This is a genomic window from Zestomonas insulae (genome assembly GCF_016901015.1).
GTDB lineage: Bacteria > Pseudomonadota > Gammaproteobacteria > Pseudomonadales > Pseudomonadaceae > Aquipseudomonas > Aquipseudomonas insulae.
This window is the reverse complement of the sequence record NZ_JAFEUP010000001.1, coordinates 485,316-504,449: the sequence shown is the minus strand read 5'-3', so window position 1 is coordinate 504,449 and position 19,134 is coordinate 485,316. Positions and strand designations below refer to the sequence as shown.

Below are 19,134 nucleotides of genomic sequence, written 5' to 3'. Positions count from 1 at the left end.
GCTTTTTGCATTTGTGCGCGGCTTAAGGCTTTCCCTTCGCCGGTCGCTTCTACTTGGCACCCTAGTTGCAGATACCCCTTCAAAGCGCCACGCGGTGTCAAAAAACCGCTCGCGGGAGGAAGTATGAGCCAGGGTATCGAATTCAATCGTCTGATGTTGGAAATGCGCTCCATGCAGATGGAGGCGATGGCGCGCAACAAGCCCGCCGCCGTGGCGCCGGTCGCCGGCGCGCCGAGCTTTTCCGACATGCTCGGCCAGGCGGTCAACAAAGTGAACGAGACCCAGCAGGCCTCCAATCAGTTGGCCACCGCCTTTGAAATCGGCAAGAGCGGCGTCGATCTGACCGACGTAATGATCGCTCAGCAGAAAGCCAGCGTTTCCTTCCAGGCCATGACCCAGGTGCGGAACAAGCTGGTTCAGGCCTACCAAGACATCATGCAAATGCCGGTTTGAGACAGGACTGATCCATGTCTGACGCAGTGATCGCCACCGTCCCCGCCAAGGCGGACGCCCCGGAAAAGAAGCCGTTGTTCGGCCTGTCGTTCCTGGAAAACCTCTCGCAGATGAGCATGCTGCGGCAGATCGGCCTGCTGGTCGGCCTGGCCGCCAGTGTCGCCGTCGGTTTTGCCGTGGTGCTGTGGTCGCAACAGCCGGATTACCGCCCGCTGTTCAGCAGCCTGTCGGGCATCGACGCCAATCAGGTCACCGAGACGCTGGCGGCGGCTGACATCAAGTACACCATCGAGCCGAATTCCGGCGCCCTGCTGGTCAAGGCCGACGACCTGGCCCGTGCGCGGATGAAGATGGCCAGCTCCGGCATCGCCCCGCAGGACAGCAACATCGGCTTCGAGATCCTCGACAAGGATCAGGGCCTAGGCACCAGCCAGTTCATGGAAACCACCCGCTACCGTCGCGGCCTGGAAGGCGAGCTGGGGCGCACCGTGGCCAGCCTCAACAACGTCAAGGGTGCACGCGTGCACCTGGCGATTCCGAAGAGCTCGGTGTTCGTCCGCGACGAGCGCAAGCCGACCGCCTCGGTGCTGGTCGAGTTGTACCCGGGCCGTTCGCTGGAGCCGAGCCAGGTCATGGCGATCGTCAATCTGGTCGCCACCAGCGTGCCGGAACTCGACAAGTCGCAGGTCACCGTGGTCGACCAGAAGGGCAACCTGCTGTCCGATCAGCAGGAACTGTCCGAGCTGACCATGGCCGGCAAGCAGCTCGATTACACCCGCCGTCTGGAAGGCACGCTCGGCCAGCGCGTCGACAATATCCTGCGCCCGGTACTGGGCAGCGACCGCTACAAGGCCGAGGTCTCCGCCGACGTCGACTTCAGCGCGGTGGAATCCACCTCGGAGATGTTCAACCCGGACCAGCCGGCCCTGCGCAGCGAGCAACGGGTCAACGAAGAACGCCAGAGCAGCCTACCGCCGCAAGGCGTGCCTGGCGCGCTGTCCAACCAGCCGCCGGCCGCCGGCGCCGCGCCGGAAAAGGCCACCGCCGCCGCGCCGAGCCCGTCCGGCCCGATCGCCGCCGGCCAGCCGCTGCTCGACGCCAATGGCCAGCAGATCATGGACCCGGCCACCGGCCAGCCCAAGCTGGCGCCGTACCCGGCGGACAAGCGCGAGCAATCGACGCGCAACTTCGAGCTGGACCGCTCGGTGAGCTACACCAAGCAGCAGTCCGGCCGTGTGCGTCGGCTTTCTGTCGCGGTGGTGGTCGATGACCAGGTCAAGGTCGACGCCAAGACCGGCGAAACCACCCATGTGCCGTGGAATGCCGCGGAGATCGCCCGTCTGACCCGCCTGGTGCAGGACGCGGTGGGCTTCGACGCCAGCCGCGGTGACAGCGTCAGCGTGATCAACACGCCGTTCACCGCGCACCAGGGCGAGGAAGTCATCGACATCCCGTTCTACACCCAGCCGTGGTTCTGGGACATCGTCAAGCAAGTGCTCGGCGTGCTGTTCATCCTGGTCCTGGTGTTCGGCGTGCTGCGTCCGGTGCTGAACAACATCAGCGGCAGCAAGAGCCGCGAGCTGGCGGTCGGCGGTGCCGGCGGCGATCTGGAGATGGGCGACATGGCCGGCCTGGACGGCGAATTGTCGGCCGACCGGGTGAGCCTGGGCGGGCCGCAGCGTATCCTGCTGCCGAGCCCGACCGAGGGTTATGAAGCGCAACTGAACGCGATCAAGAGCCTGGTCGCCGATGACCCGGGCCGCGTGGCCCAAGTCGTGAAAGAGTGGATTAACGCCGATGAGTGAGAATCGCGTCGCCCCCAAACTGAACAAGGTCGACAAGGCCGCCGTACTGCTGCTGTCGCTCGGCGAGACCGACGCCGCGCAGGTGCTGCGCCACCTCGGCCCGAAGGAAGTGCAGCGCGTCGGCGTGGCGATGGCGCAGATGCGCAACATCCAGCGCGAGCAGGTCGAGCAGGTGATGGGCGAGTTCGTCGACATCGTCGGCGACCAGACCAGCCTCGGCGTCGGCGCCGACAGCTACATCCGCCGCATGCTCACCCAGGCGCTCGGCGAGGACAAAGCCGGCAACCTGATCGACCGCATCCTGCTCGGTGGCAGCACCAGCGGCCTGGACAGCCTGAAATGGATGGAGCCGCGCGCCGTGGCCGACGTGATCCGCTACGAGCACCCGCAGATCCAGGCCATCGTGGTCGCCTACCTTGATCCCGACCAGGCCGGCGAAGTGCTCGGCCACTTCGACCACAAGGTGCGCCTCGACATCGTCCTGCGCGTCTCCTCGCTGAATACCGTGCAGCCGGCGGCGCTCAAGGAACTCAACCTGATCCTCGAGAAACAGTTCTCCGGCAACGCCAACACCTCGCGGGCGACCATGGGTGGGGTCAAGCGCGCGGCGGACATCATGAACTTCCTCGACAGCTCGATCGAAGGCCAGTTGATGGACTCGATCCGCGAGATGGACGCCGATTTGTCGACGCAGATCGAAGACCTGATGTTCGTCTTCGACAACCTCGCCGACGTCGACGACCGCGGCATCCAGGCGCTGATGCGCGAAGTCTCCTCCGACGTGCTGGTGCTGGCCCTCAAGGGCTCGGACGATGCGGTCAAGGAGAAGGTGTTCAAGAACATGTCCAAACGCGCCGCCGAACTGCTGCGCGACGACCTGGAGGCGCGCGGCCCGGTGCGGGTCAGCGAAGTCGAGGCGGCGCAGAAGGAAATCCTCACCATTGCCCGGCGCATGGCCGAAGCCGGCGAGATCGTGCTCGGCGGCAAGGGTGGCGAGGAAATGCTCTAGGCCGCGCCACCGCTCGCCCGCAGCGGCCGCACCACGCGGCCGGTTCCCTCTCCACCGGGAGAAGGGTAGGGTGAGGGCCGTTTCATCCGCCTATCCAGATTCGAGCGAAGCCAGTCATGTCGAGCAAAGACAATCCCAGCGAACTGATCCGCGCCAAGGACGTCAGCGTCTTTGACCGTTGGGCCTTGCCGAGCTTCGACGCCGGCGGCGCGCTGCTCGGCGACGCAGAGCCGCTCAGCGAGCCGGCCCCGGCACCCGAGCCCGAGCCGCAGCCGAGCGAAGAAGTGCCGGTCGAGACCGTCATGCCGTTCACCCTCGAGGAACTCGAGGCGATTCGCCAGGAGGCCTACAACGAAGGCTTCGCCACTGGCGAGAAGGACGGTTTCCACGCCGGCCAGCTGAAGGCCAAGCAGGAATCCGACCAGGCCCTGGCGCTCAAGCTGGACAGCCTCGAGCGGGTGCTCGGCCAGCTGATGGAACCGATAGCCGAGCAGGATCGCCAGCTCGAACACGCCATGGTCACCCTGGTCGGCCACGTCACCCGCGAGGTGATCCAGCGCGAGCTGGCGCTGGATTCCAGCCAGGTGCGTCACGTGCTGCGCGAATCGCTCAAGCTGCTGCCGATGGGCAGTGCCAACGTGCGCATCCACGTCAATCCGCAGGACTTCGCAGTGGTCAAGGCGCTGCGCGAACGCCACGAAGAGAACTGGCGCATCCTCGAAGACGAAGCCCTGCTGCCCGGCGGTTGCCGAGTGGAAACCGAACACAGCCGCATCGACGCCAGTGTCGAGACGCGCCTGAGCCAGGCGATCAAGCAACTGTTCGAGCAGCAGCGCGAACAGGCGGTGCATCCGCTCGGCAGCGACATCAGCATCGACCTCGACCCGCCGAGCGCGCCCCATGCGTCTTGAGCGCACCAGCTTCGCCAAGCGCCTGGCCGGCTACACCGAGGCGGTACACCTCCCCGAGCAGCCGGTGGTGGAAGGCCGCCTGCTGCGCATGGTCGGCCTGACTCTGGAGGCCGAAGGTCTGCGCGCCGCGGTCGGCAGTCGCTGCCTAGTGATCAACGACGGGGAATACCACCCGGTGCAGGTCGAGGCCGAGGTGATGGGCTTCTCCGGCAGCAAGATTTTCCTCATGCCGGTCGGCAGCCTGGCCGGCATCGCCCCAGGTGCGCGTGTGGTGCCGCTGCCGGACACCGGGCGCCTGCCGATGGGCATGAGCATGCTCGGCCGGGTGCTCGACGGCGCCGGCAACGCGCTGGACGGCAAGGGCCGCATGCGGGCCGAAGACTGGGTGCCAATGGACGGACCGACCATCAACCCGCTCAACCGCGACCCGATCAGCCAGCCGCTGGATGTCGGCATTCGCTGCATCAACGGATTGTTGACGGTCGGCCGCGGCCAGCGTCTCGGTCTGTTCGCCGGTACCGGCGTCGGTAAGTCGGTGCTGCTTGGCATGATGACGCGCTTCACCGAGGCGGAAATCATCGTCGTCGGCCTGATCGGCGAACGGGGTCGCGAGGTCAAGGAATTCATCGACCACATCCTTGGCGAGGAAGGCCTGAAGCGCGCCGTGGTGGTCGCCTCGCCGGCCGACGATGCGCCGCTGATGCGCCTGCGCGCGGCGATGTACTGCACGCGCATCGCCGAATACTTCCGCGACAAGGGCAAGAACGTCCTGCTGCTGATGGACTCGCTGACCCGTTACGCCCAGGCCCAGCGCGAAATCGCCCTGGCCATCGGTGAGCCGCCGGCGACCAAGGGCTATCCGCCGTCGGTGTTCGCCAAGCTGCCCAAGCTGGTCGAACGTGCCGGCAATGCCGAGGCCGGCGGCGGCTCGATCACTGCCTTCTACACCGTGCTCTCGGAAGGCGACGACCAGCAGGACCCGATCGCCGACTCGGCGCGCGGCGTGCTCGACGGCCACTTCGTGCTGTCGCGGCGCCTGGCCGAGGAGGGCCATTACCCGGCCATCGACATCGAACAGTCGATCAGCCGGGTCATGCCGCAGGTGGTCAGCGAAGAACACATGCGCCAGGCGCAGCGCTTCAAGCAGCTGTGGTCGCGCTACCAGCAGAGCCGCGACCTGATCAGCGTCGGCGCCTACGTGGCCGGCGGTGACCCGGATACTGACCTGGCGATCGCCAAGCTGCCGGCCATGCAGCAGTACCTGCGCCAAGCCCTGCGTGCCAGCGAGGGGCTGACCCAGAGTTCGGCGCAGCTGGCCACGGTGTTCGGTCAGTGACGGCGACGGATAAGCGCCGATGACCCTCAGTCGCGCCAAACGCCTGGCCCCGGTAATCGATATGGCGGAGAAGGCCGAGCGCGAGGCGGCGCGTCAGCTCGGGCATTTCCAGGGCCTGGTCGGCCAGGCCGAAGGTAAGCTCGGCGAACTCGAGCGCTATCGCTCGGACTACCAGCAGCAGTGGCTCACCGAAGGCCGCAACGGCGTGTCCGGGCAATGGCTGATGAACTACCAGCGCTTCCTCTCGCAACTGGAGGGCGCCATCGGCCAGCAGATGCGCAGCGTCGCCTGGCACCGCCAGAATCTCGACAAGGCGCGCGCCGTCTGGCAGGAGCGCTATGCGCGCCTCGAAGGCCTGCGCAAGCTGGTGCAGCGTTACCAGGATGAAGCGCGGCTGGCCGCCGACAAGCGCGAGCAGCGCCTGCTCGACGAGTTGTCGCAGCGGCTGCGGCAACAGGAGTCGTAGCGCGAGTTTTTCTGGCACGAAGCCATCTCCGCCTGTTGCCGCTGCCGACGGCGGGTGCTACATCTTCACCTTTCGCAGCAAGACGTACTTTAAGGAGCAGGGCATGGCGATCACCGCGCAACCGTCGGCCGATGGTCAGGAACTCACCATTTCGATTCAGGGACGATTCGATTTCGGCGCGCACCAGGAATTTCGCGACGCCTACGAGCGCGTCGGCAGCTCGCCGAAGCGCTACGTGATCGATCTCGACGGCACCACCTACCTCGACAGCTCGGCACTTGGCATGCTTCTGCTGCTGCGCGATCACGCCGGCGGCGACCATGCGCAGATCAGCCTGGTCAACTGCAACCCCGACGTGCGCAAGATCCTCGCGATTTCCAACTTCGGGCAGCTGTTCCAGATCGCCTGACGGCCATGCCCAATAGACTTTCCGTGCTGATCGCCGAGGACAACCCGGCCGATCGCATGCTGCTGTCGACCATCGTCAACCGCCAGGGCCATCGCGTGCTGACTGCCAGCAATGGCCTGGAGGCCGTGGCGCTGTTCGAGCAGGAACGCCCGCACTTGGTGTTGATGGATGCGCTGATGCCGGTGATGGACGGCTTCGAGGCCGCGCGCCGCATCAAGCAGGTGGCCGGCGAGGAGTTGGTGCCAATCATCTTCCTCACCTCGCTGACCGAGAGCGAAGCGCTGGTGCGCTGCCTCGAGGCCGGCGGCGACGACTTCCTCGCCAAGCCCTACAACCGGGTGATCCTTGAGGCCAAGATCAAGGCCATGGACCGCCTGCGTCGCCTGCAGGCGACCATCCTCGAACAGCGCGACCTGATCGCCCGGCACAACGAGCACCTGCTGACCGAGCAGCGCGTGGCCAAGGCGGTGTTCGACAAGGTCGCGCATTCCGGCTGCCTCGACGCGCCGAACATCCGCTACCTGCAATCGCCCTACGCGCTGTTCAACGGCGACCTGCTGCTGGCCGCCTACAAGCCGTCCGGCGGCATGCACGTGTTGCTCGGCGACTTCACCGGCCACGGCTTGCCGGCGGCGATCGGCGCCATGCCGCTGGCCGAAGTGTTCTATGGCATGACCGCCAAAGGGCACTCGATGACCGAAATCCTTCGCGAGATGAACGCCAAGCTCAAGCGCATCCTGCCGCTCGGGGTGTTCTGCTGCGCCACGCTGGTCAACATCAGCTTCCAGCGCCGCACGCTCAAGGTATGGAACGGCGGTCTGCCCGACGGCTACCTGCTACGCGGCGGTGAGCGGGAGCCGCTGGTGTCGCGCCATCTGCCGCTCGGCGTGCAGGAGCCGGAGCTGTTCAACGACACCTGTGAAGTCTTCCCGCTGAGCCCCGGCGATCGGCTGTTCCTGCTTTCCGACGGCGTGCTCGAGGCGAAGAATGCCGAGCAGCAGCTGTTCGGCGAACAGCGCCTGCTTAAGGTGTTCGACGCCAATCGTCAGCCGGAGCGGCTGTTCGAAGAGATCCAGCAGGCGCTCGGGCGCTTCCGCGGCGCCGCGCAGGACGACGTGAGCATGATCGAGATCGACATGGTCGAGGAGGACGCGCTGCCGCATCCGCCGCTGGCCTTCGTCGACAGCGGACAGAACAGTCCGCTGGACTGGTCGGCCAGCTACGAATTCCGCGGCGACACGCTGCGCGACTTCAACCCGCTGCCGTTCCTCTTGCAGCTGCTGCTCGAGGTGCGCGGCCTGCGCGCCCAGGGCGGCGCGCTGTACAGCGTGCTGGCCGAGCTGTACTCGAACGCCCTGGAACACGGGGTGATGGGCCTGGATTCGGCGCTCAAGCGCGACGCCATCGGCTTCGGCGACTACTACCGCGAACGCAGCGAACGGTTGGCCCAGCTCGACAGTGGCTTCGTGCGCTTTCACCTGCAGGTGCAGGGCGACGGGCATGGCGGGCGCCTGCAGATCAAGGTCGAGGACAGTGGCGGCGGTTTCGACGTCGAGCGGGTGCTTGCCGAACAGGCGGCGCTGGACTGTTTCAGCGGCCGTGGCCTGAGCCTGGTCCGCGAGCTGAGCGAGCGCTGCGCCTGGCAGGACGGCGGGCGCCTGGCCTGCGTCGAGTTCGCCTGGCCCGCCTAGCTCCGGCCCACGCGGCAAAAAACCGGCGCGGGGCTGCCGTTCAGGCATAATCCAGCGACTACCTTCAGGGAGAACAACGGTGGTCGAAGAGCATCTGGACAGCGCCGTGCTGCTGGCCTTGCAAGACGTCATGGAGGACGAGTATCCGCTGCTGCTGGATACCTTCCTGGCGGACTCCGACGAGCGCCTGCGCTCGCTGCAGGGCGCGCTGCAACAGGCGGATGCCCAGGCCGTGCGCCTGGCCGCGCACAGCTTCAAGGGCAGCTGCAGCAACATGGGCGCCACGCGCCTGGCGGTACTCTGCCGCCAGCTCGAGGAACTCGGCCGCCACGAGCAGTTGCAGCCGGCGCCGGAGCTGCTGGCGCGCATCGAGGCCGAGTTCGCCATCGTCCGCATCCTGCTCAAGAGCGAGCGGCAGCGCTACCTGTTCCGCACCTGAACGGACTTTCTCCAGCACTTGCCGCAAAACTGGCCCGCGCCTTGCTATGTCTCCGGCACGATCCAGCCAGAACGGAGAGAGTCCATGGCCATTGCCACCGACCCCTTGCTCAACTCGGCGCCCGAGCTGAAGCCCCGGGCGCCTGCGGCCAAAGCCCCGAGCGCTGCCGCCGAGCCGCGCAAGAACGAGGCCTCCAGCTTTGCCAATGTGTATGCCCGCGAGCGTCAGGCGAAAGCCGCCGAGCGTCAGGATGCCGTCGCGAAGAACCGTCAGGAGCAACGCCCCGACGAAACCGCGCGACCCACTGACGGCGACACCGCGGTTGCCGCCAAGGACGCCGAGGTTGCCGATAGCGGCAAAGCCTTGCCGGACGACGAAGCCGATCCGGGTACCCCCGATCCGGCGCTGCTGCTGGCGATGAGCGGGCAATTGCCGGCCGCCGAGGGCGAAACCGATGCAGCCCAGCTGACCGCGCAGGACGCCGATCCGGCGCTGCTGCTCGGCTTCTCCGGGGTCAGCCTGAGCGGTTCGGGGCCGGCCAGCCTGACCGAGGCGAGTCACGACCCGCAGGTCGATGCGCTGAACGAGGCGAACAACCTCGGCCTGACCCTGGGTCTCGACGGCAAGCCGCAGCTCGGCCCGTCGGCGCAGGCCAACGCGGCCGCCGCGCAGCAGGCCGGCAGCGGCAAGGCGCCGGACTTCGCGGCGGCCATGGCCGCCCTCGGCGAGCCGGGCAAGTCGCAGGATCAGCTGCAACTTGAGGCGGAGCTGCCCGGCAGTGACCTCGGTGAGGGGCTTGGCGAAGGCCAGGACAGCGCGGTCGGCGAGGTGCGCAACGACGCCCTGGTCAGTCGCCTGACTACCCTCAATCACGCCATCCAACAAGTCCAGCCGGCGCCGCGCGCCGCCGAGATTCCCGGCCAGCCGTTGTCGCTGCAGCAGGGCAATATCAGCGAGGCGCTGGTCGACAAGGTCATGTGGCTGTCCAGTCAGAACCTCAAGTCGGCGGAGATCCAGCTGCACCCGGCCGATCTCGGTCGTCTCGACGTGCGCATCAACATGGTCGACGACCAGGCCCAGGTAACCTTCAGCAGCCCGCATGCCGGCGTGCGCGATGCGCTGGAAGGGCAAATGCACCGCCTGCGCGAAATGTTCACCCAGCAGGGCATGAACATGGACGCCAACGTCTCCGACCAGTCGCTCAACCGTGGCTGGCAGGGTCAGCAGCAGGGCCAGAGCGACAGCGGTCGTGGCGCTTCGCCGTTCCGCGGCGGCACTGAGCGCTTTGGCGGCGACGAGGAAGTGACCCTCGGCGTCAGCGAAATTCGCTCCAACGCCGGCGGCGGTGGACGCAGTCTGGTCGATTATTACGCCTGACGATTCCTGCGTTTGCGTCGACGCCCGGCCGGGTCGAACCGGCCGGGCGTTGTCGTTTCAGATGACAAGTGCCGGCAGGCCTGATATATCCGCTGGCCTCCGGGAACGAGCTGGCATAACACTTGCTCAAGCCCTTGCAGTTTCCGCACAGACCTCGAATAACGACGGATTATTGGCATGGCGAAGAATCAACCGGCACCTCCTTCCGGGCTCCCCGGCGAAGAGAGCAAGCCGGCAGGCAAACTCAAGCTCATCATCGTGATCGTCGTGGCGCTGCTGCTGGCGATCGGCTCGTCCGTTGCCGGCACCTGGTTCGTCTTGCACAAGAGCAGCGGTGCGGATGAAAAGCCCGCCGAAGCCGCCGCCGAAGCCGGCGCGCCGGTCAAGCAACCGGCCATCTACGAGGTGCTGGCGCCGGCCTTCGTGGTCAATTTCAGCGAGGGCGGCCGGCAGCGTTACATGCAGGTCAGCATCGCCCTGATGGCCCGCGACCAGGCCAAGCTCGACGCCCTCAAGGTGCACATGCCGGTGCTGCGCAACCGCCTGGTGATGCTGTTCTCCGGGCAGGACTTCAATAACCTGGTGACTCCGGTTGGCAAGGAAATGCTCCGCCAGCAGGCCACCGCCAGCGTCCAGGAATTGGCGCAGAAAGAAGTCGGCAATACCGTGGTCGAACAGGTGCTGTTCACCAATCTCGTGATGCAGTAGGAACAGGGGGCACCCATGGCTGTACAGGATCTGCTCTCCCAGGACGAAATCGACGCGCTGTTGCACGGCGTCGACGACGGCCTGGTCGAAGCCGATGACGTCGGCGAAGTCGGCGGCATCAAGAGCTACGACCTCTCCAGTCAAGATCGCATCGTCCGCGGACGCATGCCGACCCTGGAGATGATCAACGAGCGTTTCGCCCGCTACACCCGCATCAGCATGTTCAACCTGCTGCGCCGCTCGGCCGACGTCGCGGTCGGTGGCGTGCAGGTGATGAAGTTCGGTGAGTACGTGCATTCGCTGTACGTGCCGACCAGCCTCAACCTGGTGAAGATGAAGCCGCTGCGCGGCACCGGGCTGTTCATCCTCGACGCCAAGCTGGTGTTCAAGCTGGTCGACAACTTCTTCGGCGGCGACGGTCGTCACGCCAAGATCGAGGGTCGCGAATTCACCCCTACCGAGCTGCGGGTGGTGCGCATGGTCATCGACCAGGCGTTCGTCGACCTCAAGGAAGCCTGGCACGCGGTGATGGACGTCAACTTCGAGTACATCAACTCGGAAGTGAACCCGGCGCTGGCCAACATTGTCAGCCCCAGTGAGGTGGTGGTGGTGTCCACCTTCCACATCGAGCTGGACGGCGGCGGCGGCGACCTGCACATCACCTTGCCGTATTCGATGATCGAGCCGATCCGCGACATGCTCGACGCCGGCGTGCAGTCCGACGTCGACGATCAGGACGAACGCTGGGTCAAGGCGCTGCGCGAGGACATCCTCGACGTGCGCGTGCCGCTGGCCACCACCGTGGCGCGTCGTCAGCTCAAGCTGCGCGACATCCTGCACATGCAGCCGGGTGACGTGATTCCGGTGGAGTTCGCCGACGACATGGTGATGCGCGCCAACGGCGTACCGACCTTCAAGGTCAAGCTCGGCGCGCACAAGGGCAACCTGGCCCTGCAAGTGCTCGATCCGATCGAGCGTCAACGCTAATTTCCGTTCAGAGCCAGCCGAGGACATCCCATGGCAGAAGAAAATACCACCCCCGAGGAACAGGCGCTGGCCGACGAGTGGGCCGCGGCGCTGGCCGAATCGGGCGACGACGCCAACCAGGACGACATCGACGCCATGCTGGCGCAGAGCGAGGCCCGGCCCGCTGCGCCGCGCGCACCGATGGAAGAGTTCCCCGGCGCGCCGAAGAACAACGTGCCGGTCAGCCTCGACGGGCCGAACCTCGACGTGATTCTCGACATCCCGGTGTCGATCTCGATGGAAGTCGGCAACACCGAAATCTCCATCCGCAATCTGCTGCAGCTCAACCAGGGCTCGGTGATCGAGCTCGATCGCCTGGCCGGCGAACCGCTCGACGTGCTGGTCAACGGCACGCTGATCGCCCACGGCGAAGTGGTGGTGGTCAACGAGAAGTTCGGTATCCGCCTGACTGACGTGATCAGCCAGAGCGAACGCATCAAGAAGTTGCGCTGATATGCGGGCCCTGTTCTTCGTCCTGTGCGGCTTGCCGCTGAGCGTGCTGGCCGCCGAGCCGGCGAAGACCGTCGCCCCGGTGGCGCCGATGGCCAGCACCGGGATGGCCGGTCAGCTCGGTCAGCTGCTGTTCGGCCTGCTGCTGGTGGTCGGCCTGATCTTCCTGCTTGCCTGGCTGCTGCGCCGCGTGCAGCAGATCACCCCGCGCGGCAACCAGGCGATTCGCATCATCGCCAGCCAGGCTCTCGGTCCGCGCGACCGCCTGGTGCTGGTCGAGGTCGGCCATGAGCAGGTGTTGCTTGGCGTCAGCGCCGGACGCATCAACACCCTGCATGTGCTGAACGAGCCGGTGGAAACCGCCAGCGGCGAGTCGGCCACCCCGGAATTCGCCCAGCGCCTGATGGAGCTGCTGGGGCGCGACCACAAGGGCAAGTCCTGATGAACCCATTGCGTCTTGGCTTGGCGCTCCTGCTAGTGCTGGCCGCTCCGTTGGCGCTGGGCGCCGACAACCCGCTGTCGATCCCGGCGATCACCTTGAGCACCAACCCGGAAGGGCAGCAGGAGTACTCGGTCAGCCTGCAGATCCTGCTGATCATGACGGCGCTGAGCTTCATCCCGGCGTTCGTCATGCTGATGACCAGCTTCACGCGGATCATCATCGTGTTCTCCATCCTGCGTCAGGCGCTCGGCCTGCAGCAGACGCCGTCGAACCAGATCCTGATCGGCATGGCCTTGTTTTTGACTCTGTTCATCATGGCGCCGGTGTTCGAACGGATTAACAACGACGCGCTGCAGCCGTATCTCAATGAGCAGATTCCGGCGCAGGAGGCGATCGCCAAGGCCGAGGTGCCGCTCAAGGACTTCATGCTGGCGCAGACGCGCAGTTCCGACCTCGAGCTGTTCATGCGCCTGTCCAAGCGCACCGACATCGCCAGCCCGGATCAGGCGCCGCTGACCATCGTCGTCCCGGCGTTCATCACCTCCGAGCTGAAGACCGCGTTCCAGATCGGTTTCATGATCTTCATCCCGTTCCTGGTGATCGACCTGGTGGTGTCCAGCATCCTCATGGCGATGGGTATGATGATGCTCTCGCCGCTGATCATTTCCCTGCCGTTCAAGATCATGCTGTTCGTCCTGATCGATGGCTGGGCGCTGATCATCGGCACCCTGGCCGGCAGTTTCGGCGGCGTATAGCGAGGTTCGCAGCATGACTCCCGAAGTAGCGGTGGACATCTTTCGCGAAGCGCTGTGGCTGACCTCGGTGATGGTCGCCATCCTGGTGGTGCCCGGCCTGCTGGTCGGCCTGGTGGTGGCGATGTTCCAGGCGGCGACGCAGATCAACGAACAGACCCTGAGCTTCCTGCCGCGTCTGCTGGTGATGCTGGTGACCCTGATCGTCCTCGGTCCGTGGATGATCCAGAAGCTCATGGAGTACACCACCACGCTGATCCAGAACATCCCGCAGGTGATCGGCTAGCCGTGCTCGAGCTGACCAACGCACAGATCGGCGGCTGGGTCGGCGGCTTCCTGCTGCCGCTGTTCCGCGTCTCCGCACTGCTCATGGTGATGCCGATCTTTGGTACCCAGCTGGTGCCGATGCGCGTGCGCCTGTACCTGGCGCTGGCCATCGTGGTGGTGATCCTGCCCGGCCTGCCACCGGCACCGCAGGTCGAGGGCATCAGCCTGCAGGCGGTGTTGCTGATCGCCCAGGAAGTGCTGATCGGCGCCATGCTCGGCTTCGCCCTGCAGCTGTTCTTCCATGCCTTCGTGGTCGCCGGGCAGATCATCGCTACGCAGATGGGCCTCGGCTTCGCCTCGATGATCGACCCCACCAACGGCATCTCCACGGCGGTGATCGGCCAGTTCTTCACCATGCTGGTGACCCTGCTGTTCCTCGCCATGAACGGCCATCTGGTGGTCATCGAGGTGCTCACCGAGAGCTTCGTGACCCTGCCGATCGGCGGCGGATTCCTGACGGATCAATACTGGGAGCTGGCCAACAAGCTCGGCTGGGTGCTCGGCGCCGGGCTGATGCTGGTGCTGCCGGCGGTCACCGCGCTGCTGGTGGTCAACCTGGCGTTCGGCGTGATGACCCGCGCGGCGCCGCAGCTGAACATCTTCTCGATCGGTTTTCCGCTGACCCTGGTGGTCGGCATGGTCATCGTCTGGATCGGCATGGCCGATATCCTGGCGCTCTACCAAGCGCTGGCCAGCGAGGCGCTGCAGTGGCTGCGCGACCTGGCGGAGGTGCGCTGACGTGGCAGAGAGCGAAAGCGGCGCTGACAAAAGCGAGGAACCCACAGAGAAACGCTTGCGCGAGTCCCGCGAGCAGGGACAGATCGCGCGATCCCGCGAGCTCAATACCCTGGCCATCCTGCTGGCCGGCATCGGCGGCCTGCTAGCCACCGGCGGCAAGCTGGCGGAAGCGATGATGCAGATCATGCGCATGAACTTCAGCCTGCCGCGCGAGGCGCTGTTCAGCGAACAGAACATGGCCGTGTGGCTGCTGGCCTCGGGGCGCATCGCCCTGGATGCGCTGGTGCCGCTGTTCATCACCCTGTTGATCGCCGCCATCGTCGGGCCCATCGCGCTCGGTGGCTGGCTGTTCTCCGCCGGGGCCATGGCGCCCAAGTTCAGCCGCATGAACCCGCTGGCCGGGCTCAAGCGGATGTTCTCCACCAAGGCGCTGGTCGAGCTGCTCAAGGCCCTGGCCAAGTTCCTGGTGGTCCTGCTGGTGGCGCTGGCGGTGCTCTCCAGCGACCGCGACGATTTGCTGGCGATGGCCCACGAACCACTGGAAATGGCCATGCTGCACAGCGTCCAGCTAGTCGGCTGGAGCGCCCTGTGGATTTCCTGCGGGATCATCCTGATCGCGGCGGTCGATGTGCCGTTCCAGCTCTGGGACAACAAGCAGAAGCTGATGATGACCAAGCAGGAGGTCAAGGACGAGTACAAGGACAGCGAGGGCAAGCCCGAGGTCAAGGCGCGCATCCGCCAGATGCAGCGCGAGATATCCGAGCGGCGGATGATGGCCGCGGTGCCGCAGGCCGATGTGGTGATCACCAACCCGACGCACTTCGCCGTGGCGCTGAAATACGACCCGGACAAGGGCGGGGCGCCGATGCTGCTGGCCAAGGGTGGCGACTTCGTGGCGCTGAAGATTCGCGAGATCGCCAGCGAGCACAAGGTCATGCTGCTCGAATCGCCGGCCCTGGCGCGGGCGGTGTACTACTCCACCGAGCTTGACCAGGAAATTCCCGCCGGCCTGTACCTGGCGGTCGCCCAGGTGCTGGCCCACGTCTACCAGCTGCGCCAGTTCCAGTCCGGCAAGGGCAAGCGCCCGGCGCCGCTCAACGACCTGCCGATTCCGCCGGATTTGCGCCGCGACGAGTAAACCCGGCAGCCTTCCTGCTGAGTAGAACTCGGCGCCGTCAGCGCTCTCCAGGCGTCCGCTGCGCTAGGCGTTGCGCCCTCGCGCAGGCCGTCTAGTTCGCCGCCGCCACAAAGTTGGAATGCTTCTTGCCACTACCCCGGTAAAGCGCCTCTAGGCGTCAAAAGATTGGACCATCGGGGTAGGGAAGTGGCAGTAGATCGCTCTCAGTTGATCGGCAACATGCGCAACGGGCTGCTCGGCCTGCGGCAGGGCAGCCTCGGCGTGCCACTGTTGCTGCTCGCGATGCTCGGCATGATGATGTTGCCGGTGCCGCCGTTCCTCCTCGACGTACTGTTCACCTTCAACATCGCCCTGTCCATCGTCGTCCTGCTGGTCAGCATCTACGCGCTGCGGCCGCTCGACTTCGCCGTATTCCCGACCATCCTGCTGGTCGCCACGCTGCTGCGCCTGGCGCTCAACGTCGCTTCCACCCGTGTCGTGCTGCTGCACGGCCAGGATGGACACGACGCCGCCGGTAAGGTGATCCAGGCGTTCGGTGAGGTGGTGATCGGCGGCAACTACGTGGTCGGTATCGTGGTGTTCGCGATCTTGATGATCATCAACTTCGTGGTGGTCACCAAGGGTGCCGGGCGTATCTCCGAAGTCAGCGCGCGTTTCACCCTCGACGCCATGCCCGGCAAGCAGATGGCCATCGACGCCGACCTCAACGCTGGCCTGATCGACCAGCCGGAAGCCAAGCGTCGGCGCAGCGAAGTGGCCCAGGAGGCCGACTTCTACGGCTCGATGGACGGTGCCTCGAAGTTCGTCCGCGGTGACGCCGTCGCCGGCCTGCTGATCCTGTTCATCAACCTGATCGGTGGCGTGGCCATCGGCATCCTCCAGCACCAGATGAGCTTCGCTGACGCCGGCAAGGTCTATGCCCTGCTGACCATCGGTGACGGTCTGGTCGCGCAGATTCCCTCGCTGCTGCTGTCCACCGCCGCGGCGATCATGGTGACCCGCGTGTCCAGCTCCGAGGACATGGGTCAGCAGGTCAGCCGGCAGATGTTCGCCTCGCCCAAGGCGTTGGCAGTGTCCGCGGCGATCATCATCGCCATGGGCCTGGTGCCCGGCATGCCGCACGTGTCGTTCCTCAGCCTCGGCCTGCTGGCCGCCGGCGGCGCTTACTGGATCATGCACCGGCAGAAGCAAGCCAAGCAGCAGGCCGAACAGGAAGTGGTCCGCCAGCAGGAACTGCTGCCGGCACAGCGTGCCCAGGAAGTCAAAGAGCTTGGTTGGGACGACGTCACTCCGGTGGACATGGTTGGCCTGGAAGTTGGCTACCGGCTGATTCCGCTGGTCGACCGCAACCAGGGTGGTCAGTTGCTCGCGCGGATCAAGGGGGTGCGCAAGAAGCTCTCTCAGGAACTCGGTTTCCTCATGCCCTCGGTGCACATCCGCGACAACCTCGACCTGTTGCCCAACGCCTACCGCTTGACGCTGATGGGCGTCAGCGTCGCCGAAGCCGAGGTCTACCCGGACCGCGAGCTGGCGATCAACCCGGGGCAGGTGTTCGGCAGCCTCAACGGCGTTGCCGCCAAAGATCCGGCGTTCGGTCTCGAGGCGGTGTGGATCGAAGTCAGTCAGCGCGACCAGGCGCAGTCGCTCGGCTACACCGTGGTGGATGCCAGTACGGTGGTCGCCACGCACCTCAACCAGGTGCTGCACAAGCATGCCCACGAGCTGATCGGCCACGAAGAAGTCCAGCAACTCCTGCAATTGCTGGCGAAATCCTCGCCGAAGCTCGCCGAAGAGTTGGTTCCCGGCACCGTCTCGCTGTCGACCCTGCTCAAGGTGCTGCAGGCGCTGTTGCAGGAGCAGGTACCGGTGCGCGACATCCGCAGCATCGCCGAAGCCATCTCCAACGTCGCCGCCAAGAGTCAAGATCCCGCCGCCATGGTTGCCGCGGTACGCGTCGCGTTGGCCCGCGCAATCGTGCAAAGCATTGTGGGGCTTGAGTCTGAGCTGCCTGTGATCACTCTGGAATCAAGGTTGGAACAGTTATTGCTCAATAGCCTGCAGAAGGCCGGACAAGGTAGCGAGGAGGGCATCCTCCTCGAGCCGGGAATGGCCGAAAAGCTGCAGCGCTCTCTGGTGGAAGCGGCGCAGCGCCAGGAAATGCTTGGCAAGCCGGCGATTCTGCTGGTGGCCGGTCCGGTTCGAGCGATGATGTCGCGCTTCGCCCGGTTGGCCGTACCGAACATGCATGTCCTGGCGTACCAGGAAATTCCAGACAACAAGCAGGTGACCATCGTTTCGACGGTGGGCCAGAACTGAGGTCCATAGGCCATGCAAGTCAAACGCTTTTTCGCTGCCGATATGCGTCAAGCCATGAAGCTGGTCCGCGACGAGCTGGGCGCCGATGCCTCGATCATCGGCACTCGCCGGGTCGCCGGTGGCGTCGAGCTGACCGCCGCGCTGGACTATCAGGCGCCGGCCGCGCCGGTGCAGGCCAATCCGGCGCTGGAAGCCGAGCTGCGCAAGACCCAGGCGAAGATCGCTTCGGCCCAGGCCGACCTGGCCTACCGCGAAGAAGGCGAGAAGAACCGTCAATTGTTCGCCAACGAATCGCTGGTCGCCCCTGAGCTGCCGGCGTCTACCGTGCAGGCGACCCGCCCGGTCGCTCCGGTGGCCGCCAAACCGGTCGCCGAGCCAGGCGTCGATCCGCGCGCCCTGGAAGCCATGCGCTCCGAGCTGCACGGTCTGCGTGAGCTGATCGAAGGCCAGCTGGGCTCGATGGCCTGGGGCCAACTGCAGAGCCGCCGTCCGCAACAGGCCAACCTGTGGCGCCGCCTGCAGCGCATGGGCCTGCCGGCCGAGCTGTCGAGCAGCCTGCTGGAGAAGGTCGCCAACATCAATGAACCCCGCCAGGCCTGGCGCATGCTGCTGGCGCACCTGGCCCAGGCGATCCGTACGCCGAAGGAAGAGCCGCTGGAGCAGGGCGGGGTGATTGCCCTGGTCGGTCCTGCCGGCATGGGCAAGACCACCACGCTGGCCAAGCTCGCCGCTCGCTATGTGCTTAAGTACGGCGCGCAGAATGTCGCTCTGGTGAGCATGGACAGCTTCCGTATTGGTGCTCAGGAACAACTGAAAACGCTGGGTCGGATTCTTGACGTGGCGGTGGTGCAGGTTGCGCCGGACCAGCCGCTGACCCAAGCGCTGGCGCCGCTGCTGCGCAAACGCGTGGTGCTGGTCGATACCGCTGGTCTGCCGGCCAACGATCCGGCCCTGCGTGTACAGCTCGAAGCGCTGGCCAGTCGCGCCATCCAGGCCAAGAATTACCTGGTCATGGCGGCAACTAGCCAGAGCCAGGTGCTCAAGGCGGCCTACCATAGTTACAAGCGCTGCGGCCTGTCCGGCTGCATCATCACCAAAGCGGACGAAGCCGCGAGTCTGGGTGAGGCGCTGGGGCTGGCTATCGGCCAGCATCTGCCGGTAGCCTATCTCACCGATGGGCCGCGCATTCCGGACGATCTGCAGGTGCCGCGGGGCCATCAACTGGTCAGCCGCGCGGTCAGTCTGCAAGCGCCGGAAGACCCGAGCGAAGAGGCGATGGCCGAGATGTTTGCCGGTCTGTATCAGGGCTCCACACGGCGTGCCGGTTGATCGGCGCACCTG

The 19,134-nt window shown here is 65.6% G+C and carries 20 protein-coding genes; all 20 read left to right on the top strand.

From position 1 onward, the window contains the following. The first annotated feature begins 123 nt into the window (after positions 1 to 123). The 20 genes from fliE to flhF all read left to right on the top strand — a co-directional run bounded on the left by fliE (position 124) and on the right by flhF (position 19,122). Positions 124 to 453 carry a flagellar hook-basal body complex protein FliE gene (fliE, locus tag JQX08_RS02460; protein WP_204914450.1) on the top strand — a complete coding sequence of 110 codons (330 nt, stop codon included), beginning with the start codon at positions 124 to 126 and terminating at the stop codon, positions 451 to 453. A gap of 14 nt (positions 454 to 467) precedes the next feature. Then, positions 468 to 2,258 carry a flagellar basal-body MS-ring/collar protein FliF gene (gene fliF / locus JQX08_RS02455; protein WP_204914448.1) on the top strand — a complete coding sequence of 597 codons (1,791 nt, stop codon included), beginning with the start codon at positions 468 to 470 and terminating at the stop codon, positions 2,256 to 2,258. Next, complete coding sequence (gene fliG / locus JQX08_RS02450) at positions 2,251 to 3,267, top strand: flagellar motor switch protein FliG (RefSeq protein ID WP_204914446.1); 1,017 nt, start codon at positions 2,251 to 2,253, stop codon at positions 3,265 to 3,267. The genes fliF and fliG overlap by 8 nt, the downstream gene beginning before the upstream one ends. 116 nt (positions 3,268 to 3,383) lie before the next feature. Then, positions 3,384 to 4,178 (top strand): flagellar assembly protein FliH, encoded by a 795-nt coding sequence (gene fliH, locus JQX08_RS02445; RefSeq protein WP_204914444.1) that lies wholly within the window; start codon positions 3,384 to 3,386, stop codon positions 4,176 to 4,178. Then, the gene (fliI, locus tag JQX08_RS02440) at positions 4,168 to 5,514 is read left to right on the top strand and encodes a flagellar protein export ATPase FliI (protein WP_204914442.1); all 1,347 of its coding nucleotides are present in this window, start codon (positions 4,168 to 4,170) and stop codon (positions 5,512 to 5,514) included. Before fliH ends, fliI begins: the two co-directional genes overlap by 11 nt. 19 nt (positions 5,515 to 5,533) lie before the next feature. After that, the gene (gene fliJ, locus JQX08_RS02435) at positions 5,534 to 5,980 is read left to right on the top strand and encodes a flagellar export protein FliJ (RefSeq protein WP_204914441.1); all 447 of its coding nucleotides are present in this window, start codon (positions 5,534 to 5,536) and stop codon (positions 5,978 to 5,980) included. A gap of 103 nt (positions 5,981 to 6,083) precedes the next feature. Continuing rightward, positions 6,084 to 6,389: an STAS domain-containing protein gene (locus tag JQX08_RS02430; RefSeq protein ID WP_204914440.1), complete on the top strand. Its 306-nt coding sequence runs from the start codon at positions 6,084 to 6,086 to the stop codon at positions 6,387 to 6,389. Positions 6,390 to 6,394: 5 nt separating this feature from the next. Continuing rightward, the gene (locus tag JQX08_RS02425; RefSeq protein ID WP_204914439.1) at positions 6,395 to 8,080 is read left to right on the top strand and encodes a fused response regulator/phosphatase; all 1,686 of its coding nucleotides are present in this window, start codon (positions 6,395 to 6,397) and stop codon (positions 8,078 to 8,080) included. Between the two features lie 130 nt (positions 8,081 to 8,210). Continuing rightward, on the top strand, positions 8,211 to 8,519 hold the full coding sequence (locus JQX08_RS02420; RefSeq protein WP_239481999.1) for an Hpt domain-containing protein: 309 nt from the start codon (positions 8,211 to 8,213) through the stop codon (positions 8,517 to 8,519). Positions 8,520 to 8,603: 84 nt separating this feature from the next. Then, complete coding sequence (locus tag JQX08_RS02415; protein ID WP_204914437.1) at positions 8,604 to 9,896, top strand: flagellar hook-length control protein FliK; 1,293 nt, start codon at positions 8,604 to 8,606, stop codon at positions 9,894 to 9,896. A 177-nt stretch (positions 9,897 to 10,073) separates the two neighbouring features. After that, entirely contained in the window at positions 10,074 to 10,604 is a 531-nt protein-coding gene (gene fliL / locus JQX08_RS02410; protein ID WP_204914435.1) for a flagellar basal body-associated protein FliL, read from the top strand. A 15-nt stretch (positions 10,605 to 10,619) separates the two neighbouring features. Next, positions 10,620 to 11,591, top strand: coding sequence for a flagellar motor switch protein FliM (gene fliM, locus JQX08_RS02405; RefSeq protein WP_204914434.1), 972 nt, complete (start codon positions 10,620 to 10,622; stop codon positions 11,589 to 11,591). A 30-nt stretch (positions 11,592 to 11,621) separates the two neighbouring features. Further along, the gene (gene fliN, locus JQX08_RS02400; RefSeq protein WP_204914433.1) at positions 11,622 to 12,083 is read left to right on the top strand and encodes a flagellar motor switch protein FliN; all 462 of its coding nucleotides are present in this window, start codon (positions 11,622 to 11,624) and stop codon (positions 12,081 to 12,083) included. A 1-nt stretch (position 12,084) separates the two neighbouring features. Next, entirely contained in the window at positions 12,085 to 12,522 is a 438-nt protein-coding gene (gene fliO / locus JQX08_RS02395) for a flagellar biosynthetic protein FliO (protein ID WP_204914432.1), read from the top strand. Beyond that, complete coding sequence (gene fliP / locus JQX08_RS02390) at positions 12,522 to 13,277, top strand: flagellar type III secretion system pore protein FliP (RefSeq protein WP_204914431.1); 756 nt, start codon at positions 12,522 to 12,524, stop codon at positions 13,275 to 13,277. Before fliO ends, fliP begins: the two co-directional genes overlap by 1 nt. Positions 13,278 to 13,290: 13 nt before the next feature. Continuing rightward, a complete protein-coding gene (gene fliQ / locus JQX08_RS02385; RefSeq protein ID WP_204914430.1) occupies positions 13,291 to 13,560 on the top strand; it encodes a flagellar biosynthesis protein FliQ in 270 nt (89 codons plus the stop codon). A 2-nt stretch (positions 13,561 to 13,562) separates the two neighbouring features. Beyond that, a complete protein-coding gene (gene fliR, locus JQX08_RS02380; protein WP_204914429.1) occupies positions 13,563 to 14,339 on the top strand; it encodes a flagellar biosynthetic protein FliR in 777 nt (258 codons plus the stop codon). A 1-nt stretch (position 14,340) separates the two neighbouring features. Further along, positions 14,341 to 15,477 carry a flagellar biosynthesis protein FlhB gene (gene flhB, locus JQX08_RS02375; RefSeq protein WP_204914427.1) on the top strand — a complete coding sequence of 379 codons (1,137 nt, stop codon included), beginning with the start codon at positions 14,341 to 14,343 and terminating at the stop codon, positions 15,475 to 15,477. A 219-nt stretch (positions 15,478 to 15,696) separates the two neighbouring features. After that, positions 15,697 to 17,793 (top strand): flagellar biosynthesis protein FlhA, encoded by a 2,097-nt coding sequence (gene flhA, locus JQX08_RS02370; protein WP_204914425.1) that lies wholly within the window; start codon positions 15,697 to 15,699, stop codon positions 17,791 to 17,793. Between the two features lie 12 nt (positions 17,794 to 17,805). Continuing rightward, positions 17,806 to 19,122, top strand: coding sequence for a flagellar biosynthesis GTPase FlhF (gene flhF, locus JQX08_RS02365; RefSeq protein ID WP_204914423.1), 1,317 nt, complete (start codon positions 17,806 to 17,808; stop codon positions 19,120 to 19,122). Positions 19,123 to 19,134 lie beyond the last annotated feature (12 nt).

Bases quoted from the DNA above. Each gene is read 5' to 3' on its own strand.
- JQX08_RS02425 (WP_204914439.1), top strand. From the start codon at position 6,395: ATGCCCAATAGACTTTCCGTGCTGATCGCCGAGGACAACCCGGCCGAT.
- fliG (WP_204914446.1), top strand. From the start codon at position 2,251: ATGAGTGAGAATCGCGTCGCCCCCAAACTGAACAAGGTCGACAAGGCC.
- fliF (WP_204914448.1), top strand. From the start codon at position 468: ATGTCTGACGCAGTGATCGCCACCGTCCCCGCCAAGGCGGACGCCCCG.
- fliH (WP_204914444.1), top strand. From the start codon at position 3,384: ATGTCGAGCAAAGACAATCCCAGCGAACTGATCCGCGCCAAGGACGTC.
- fliN (WP_204914433.1), top strand. From the start codon at position 11,622: ATGGCAGAAGAAAATACCACCCCCGAGGAACAGGCGCTGGCCGACGAG.
- fliM (WP_204914434.1), top strand. From the start codon at position 10,620: ATGGCTGTACAGGATCTGCTCTCCCAGGACGAAATCGACGCGCTGTTG.
- fliL (WP_204914435.1), top strand. From the start codon at position 10,074: ATGGCGAAGAATCAACCGGCACCTCCTTCCGGGCTCCCCGGCGAAGAG.
- JQX08_RS02430 (WP_204914440.1), top strand. From the start codon at position 6,084: ATGGCGATCACCGCGCAACCGTCGGCCGATGGTCAGGAACTCACCATT.
- fliO (WP_204914432.1), top strand. From the start codon at position 12,085: ATGCGGGCCCTGTTCTTCGTCCTGTGCGGCTTGCCGCTGAGCGTGCTG.
- JQX08_RS02415 (WP_204914437.1), top strand. From the start codon at position 8,604: ATGGCCATTGCCACCGACCCCTTGCTCAACTCGGCGCCCGAGCTGAAG.
- flhA (WP_204914425.1), top strand. From the start codon at position 15,697: ATGCGCAACGGGCTGCTCGGCCTGCGGCAGGGCAGCCTCGGCGTGCCA.
- fliJ (WP_204914441.1), top strand. From the start codon at position 5,534: ATGACCCTCAGTCGCGCCAAACGCCTGGCCCCGGTAATCGATATGGCG.
- fliP (WP_204914431.1), top strand. From the start codon at position 12,522: ATGAACCCATTGCGTCTTGGCTTGGCGCTCCTGCTAGTGCTGGCCGCT.
- fliE (WP_204914450.1), top strand. From the start codon at position 124: ATGAGCCAGGGTATCGAATTCAATCGTCTGATGTTGGAAATGCGCTCC.
- fliI (WP_204914442.1), top strand. From the start codon at position 4,168: ATGCGTCTTGAGCGCACCAGCTTCGCCAAGCGCCTGGCCGGCTACACC.
- fliQ (WP_204914430.1), top strand. From the start codon at position 13,291: ATGACTCCCGAAGTAGCGGTGGACATCTTTCGCGAAGCGCTGTGGCTG.
- JQX08_RS02420 (WP_239481999.1), top strand. From the start codon at position 8,211: ATGGAGGACGAGTATCCGCTGCTGCTGGATACCTTCCTGGCGGACTCC.
- flhF (WP_204914423.1), top strand. From the start codon at position 17,806: ATGCAAGTCAAACGCTTTTTCGCTGCCGATATGCGTCAAGCCATGAAG.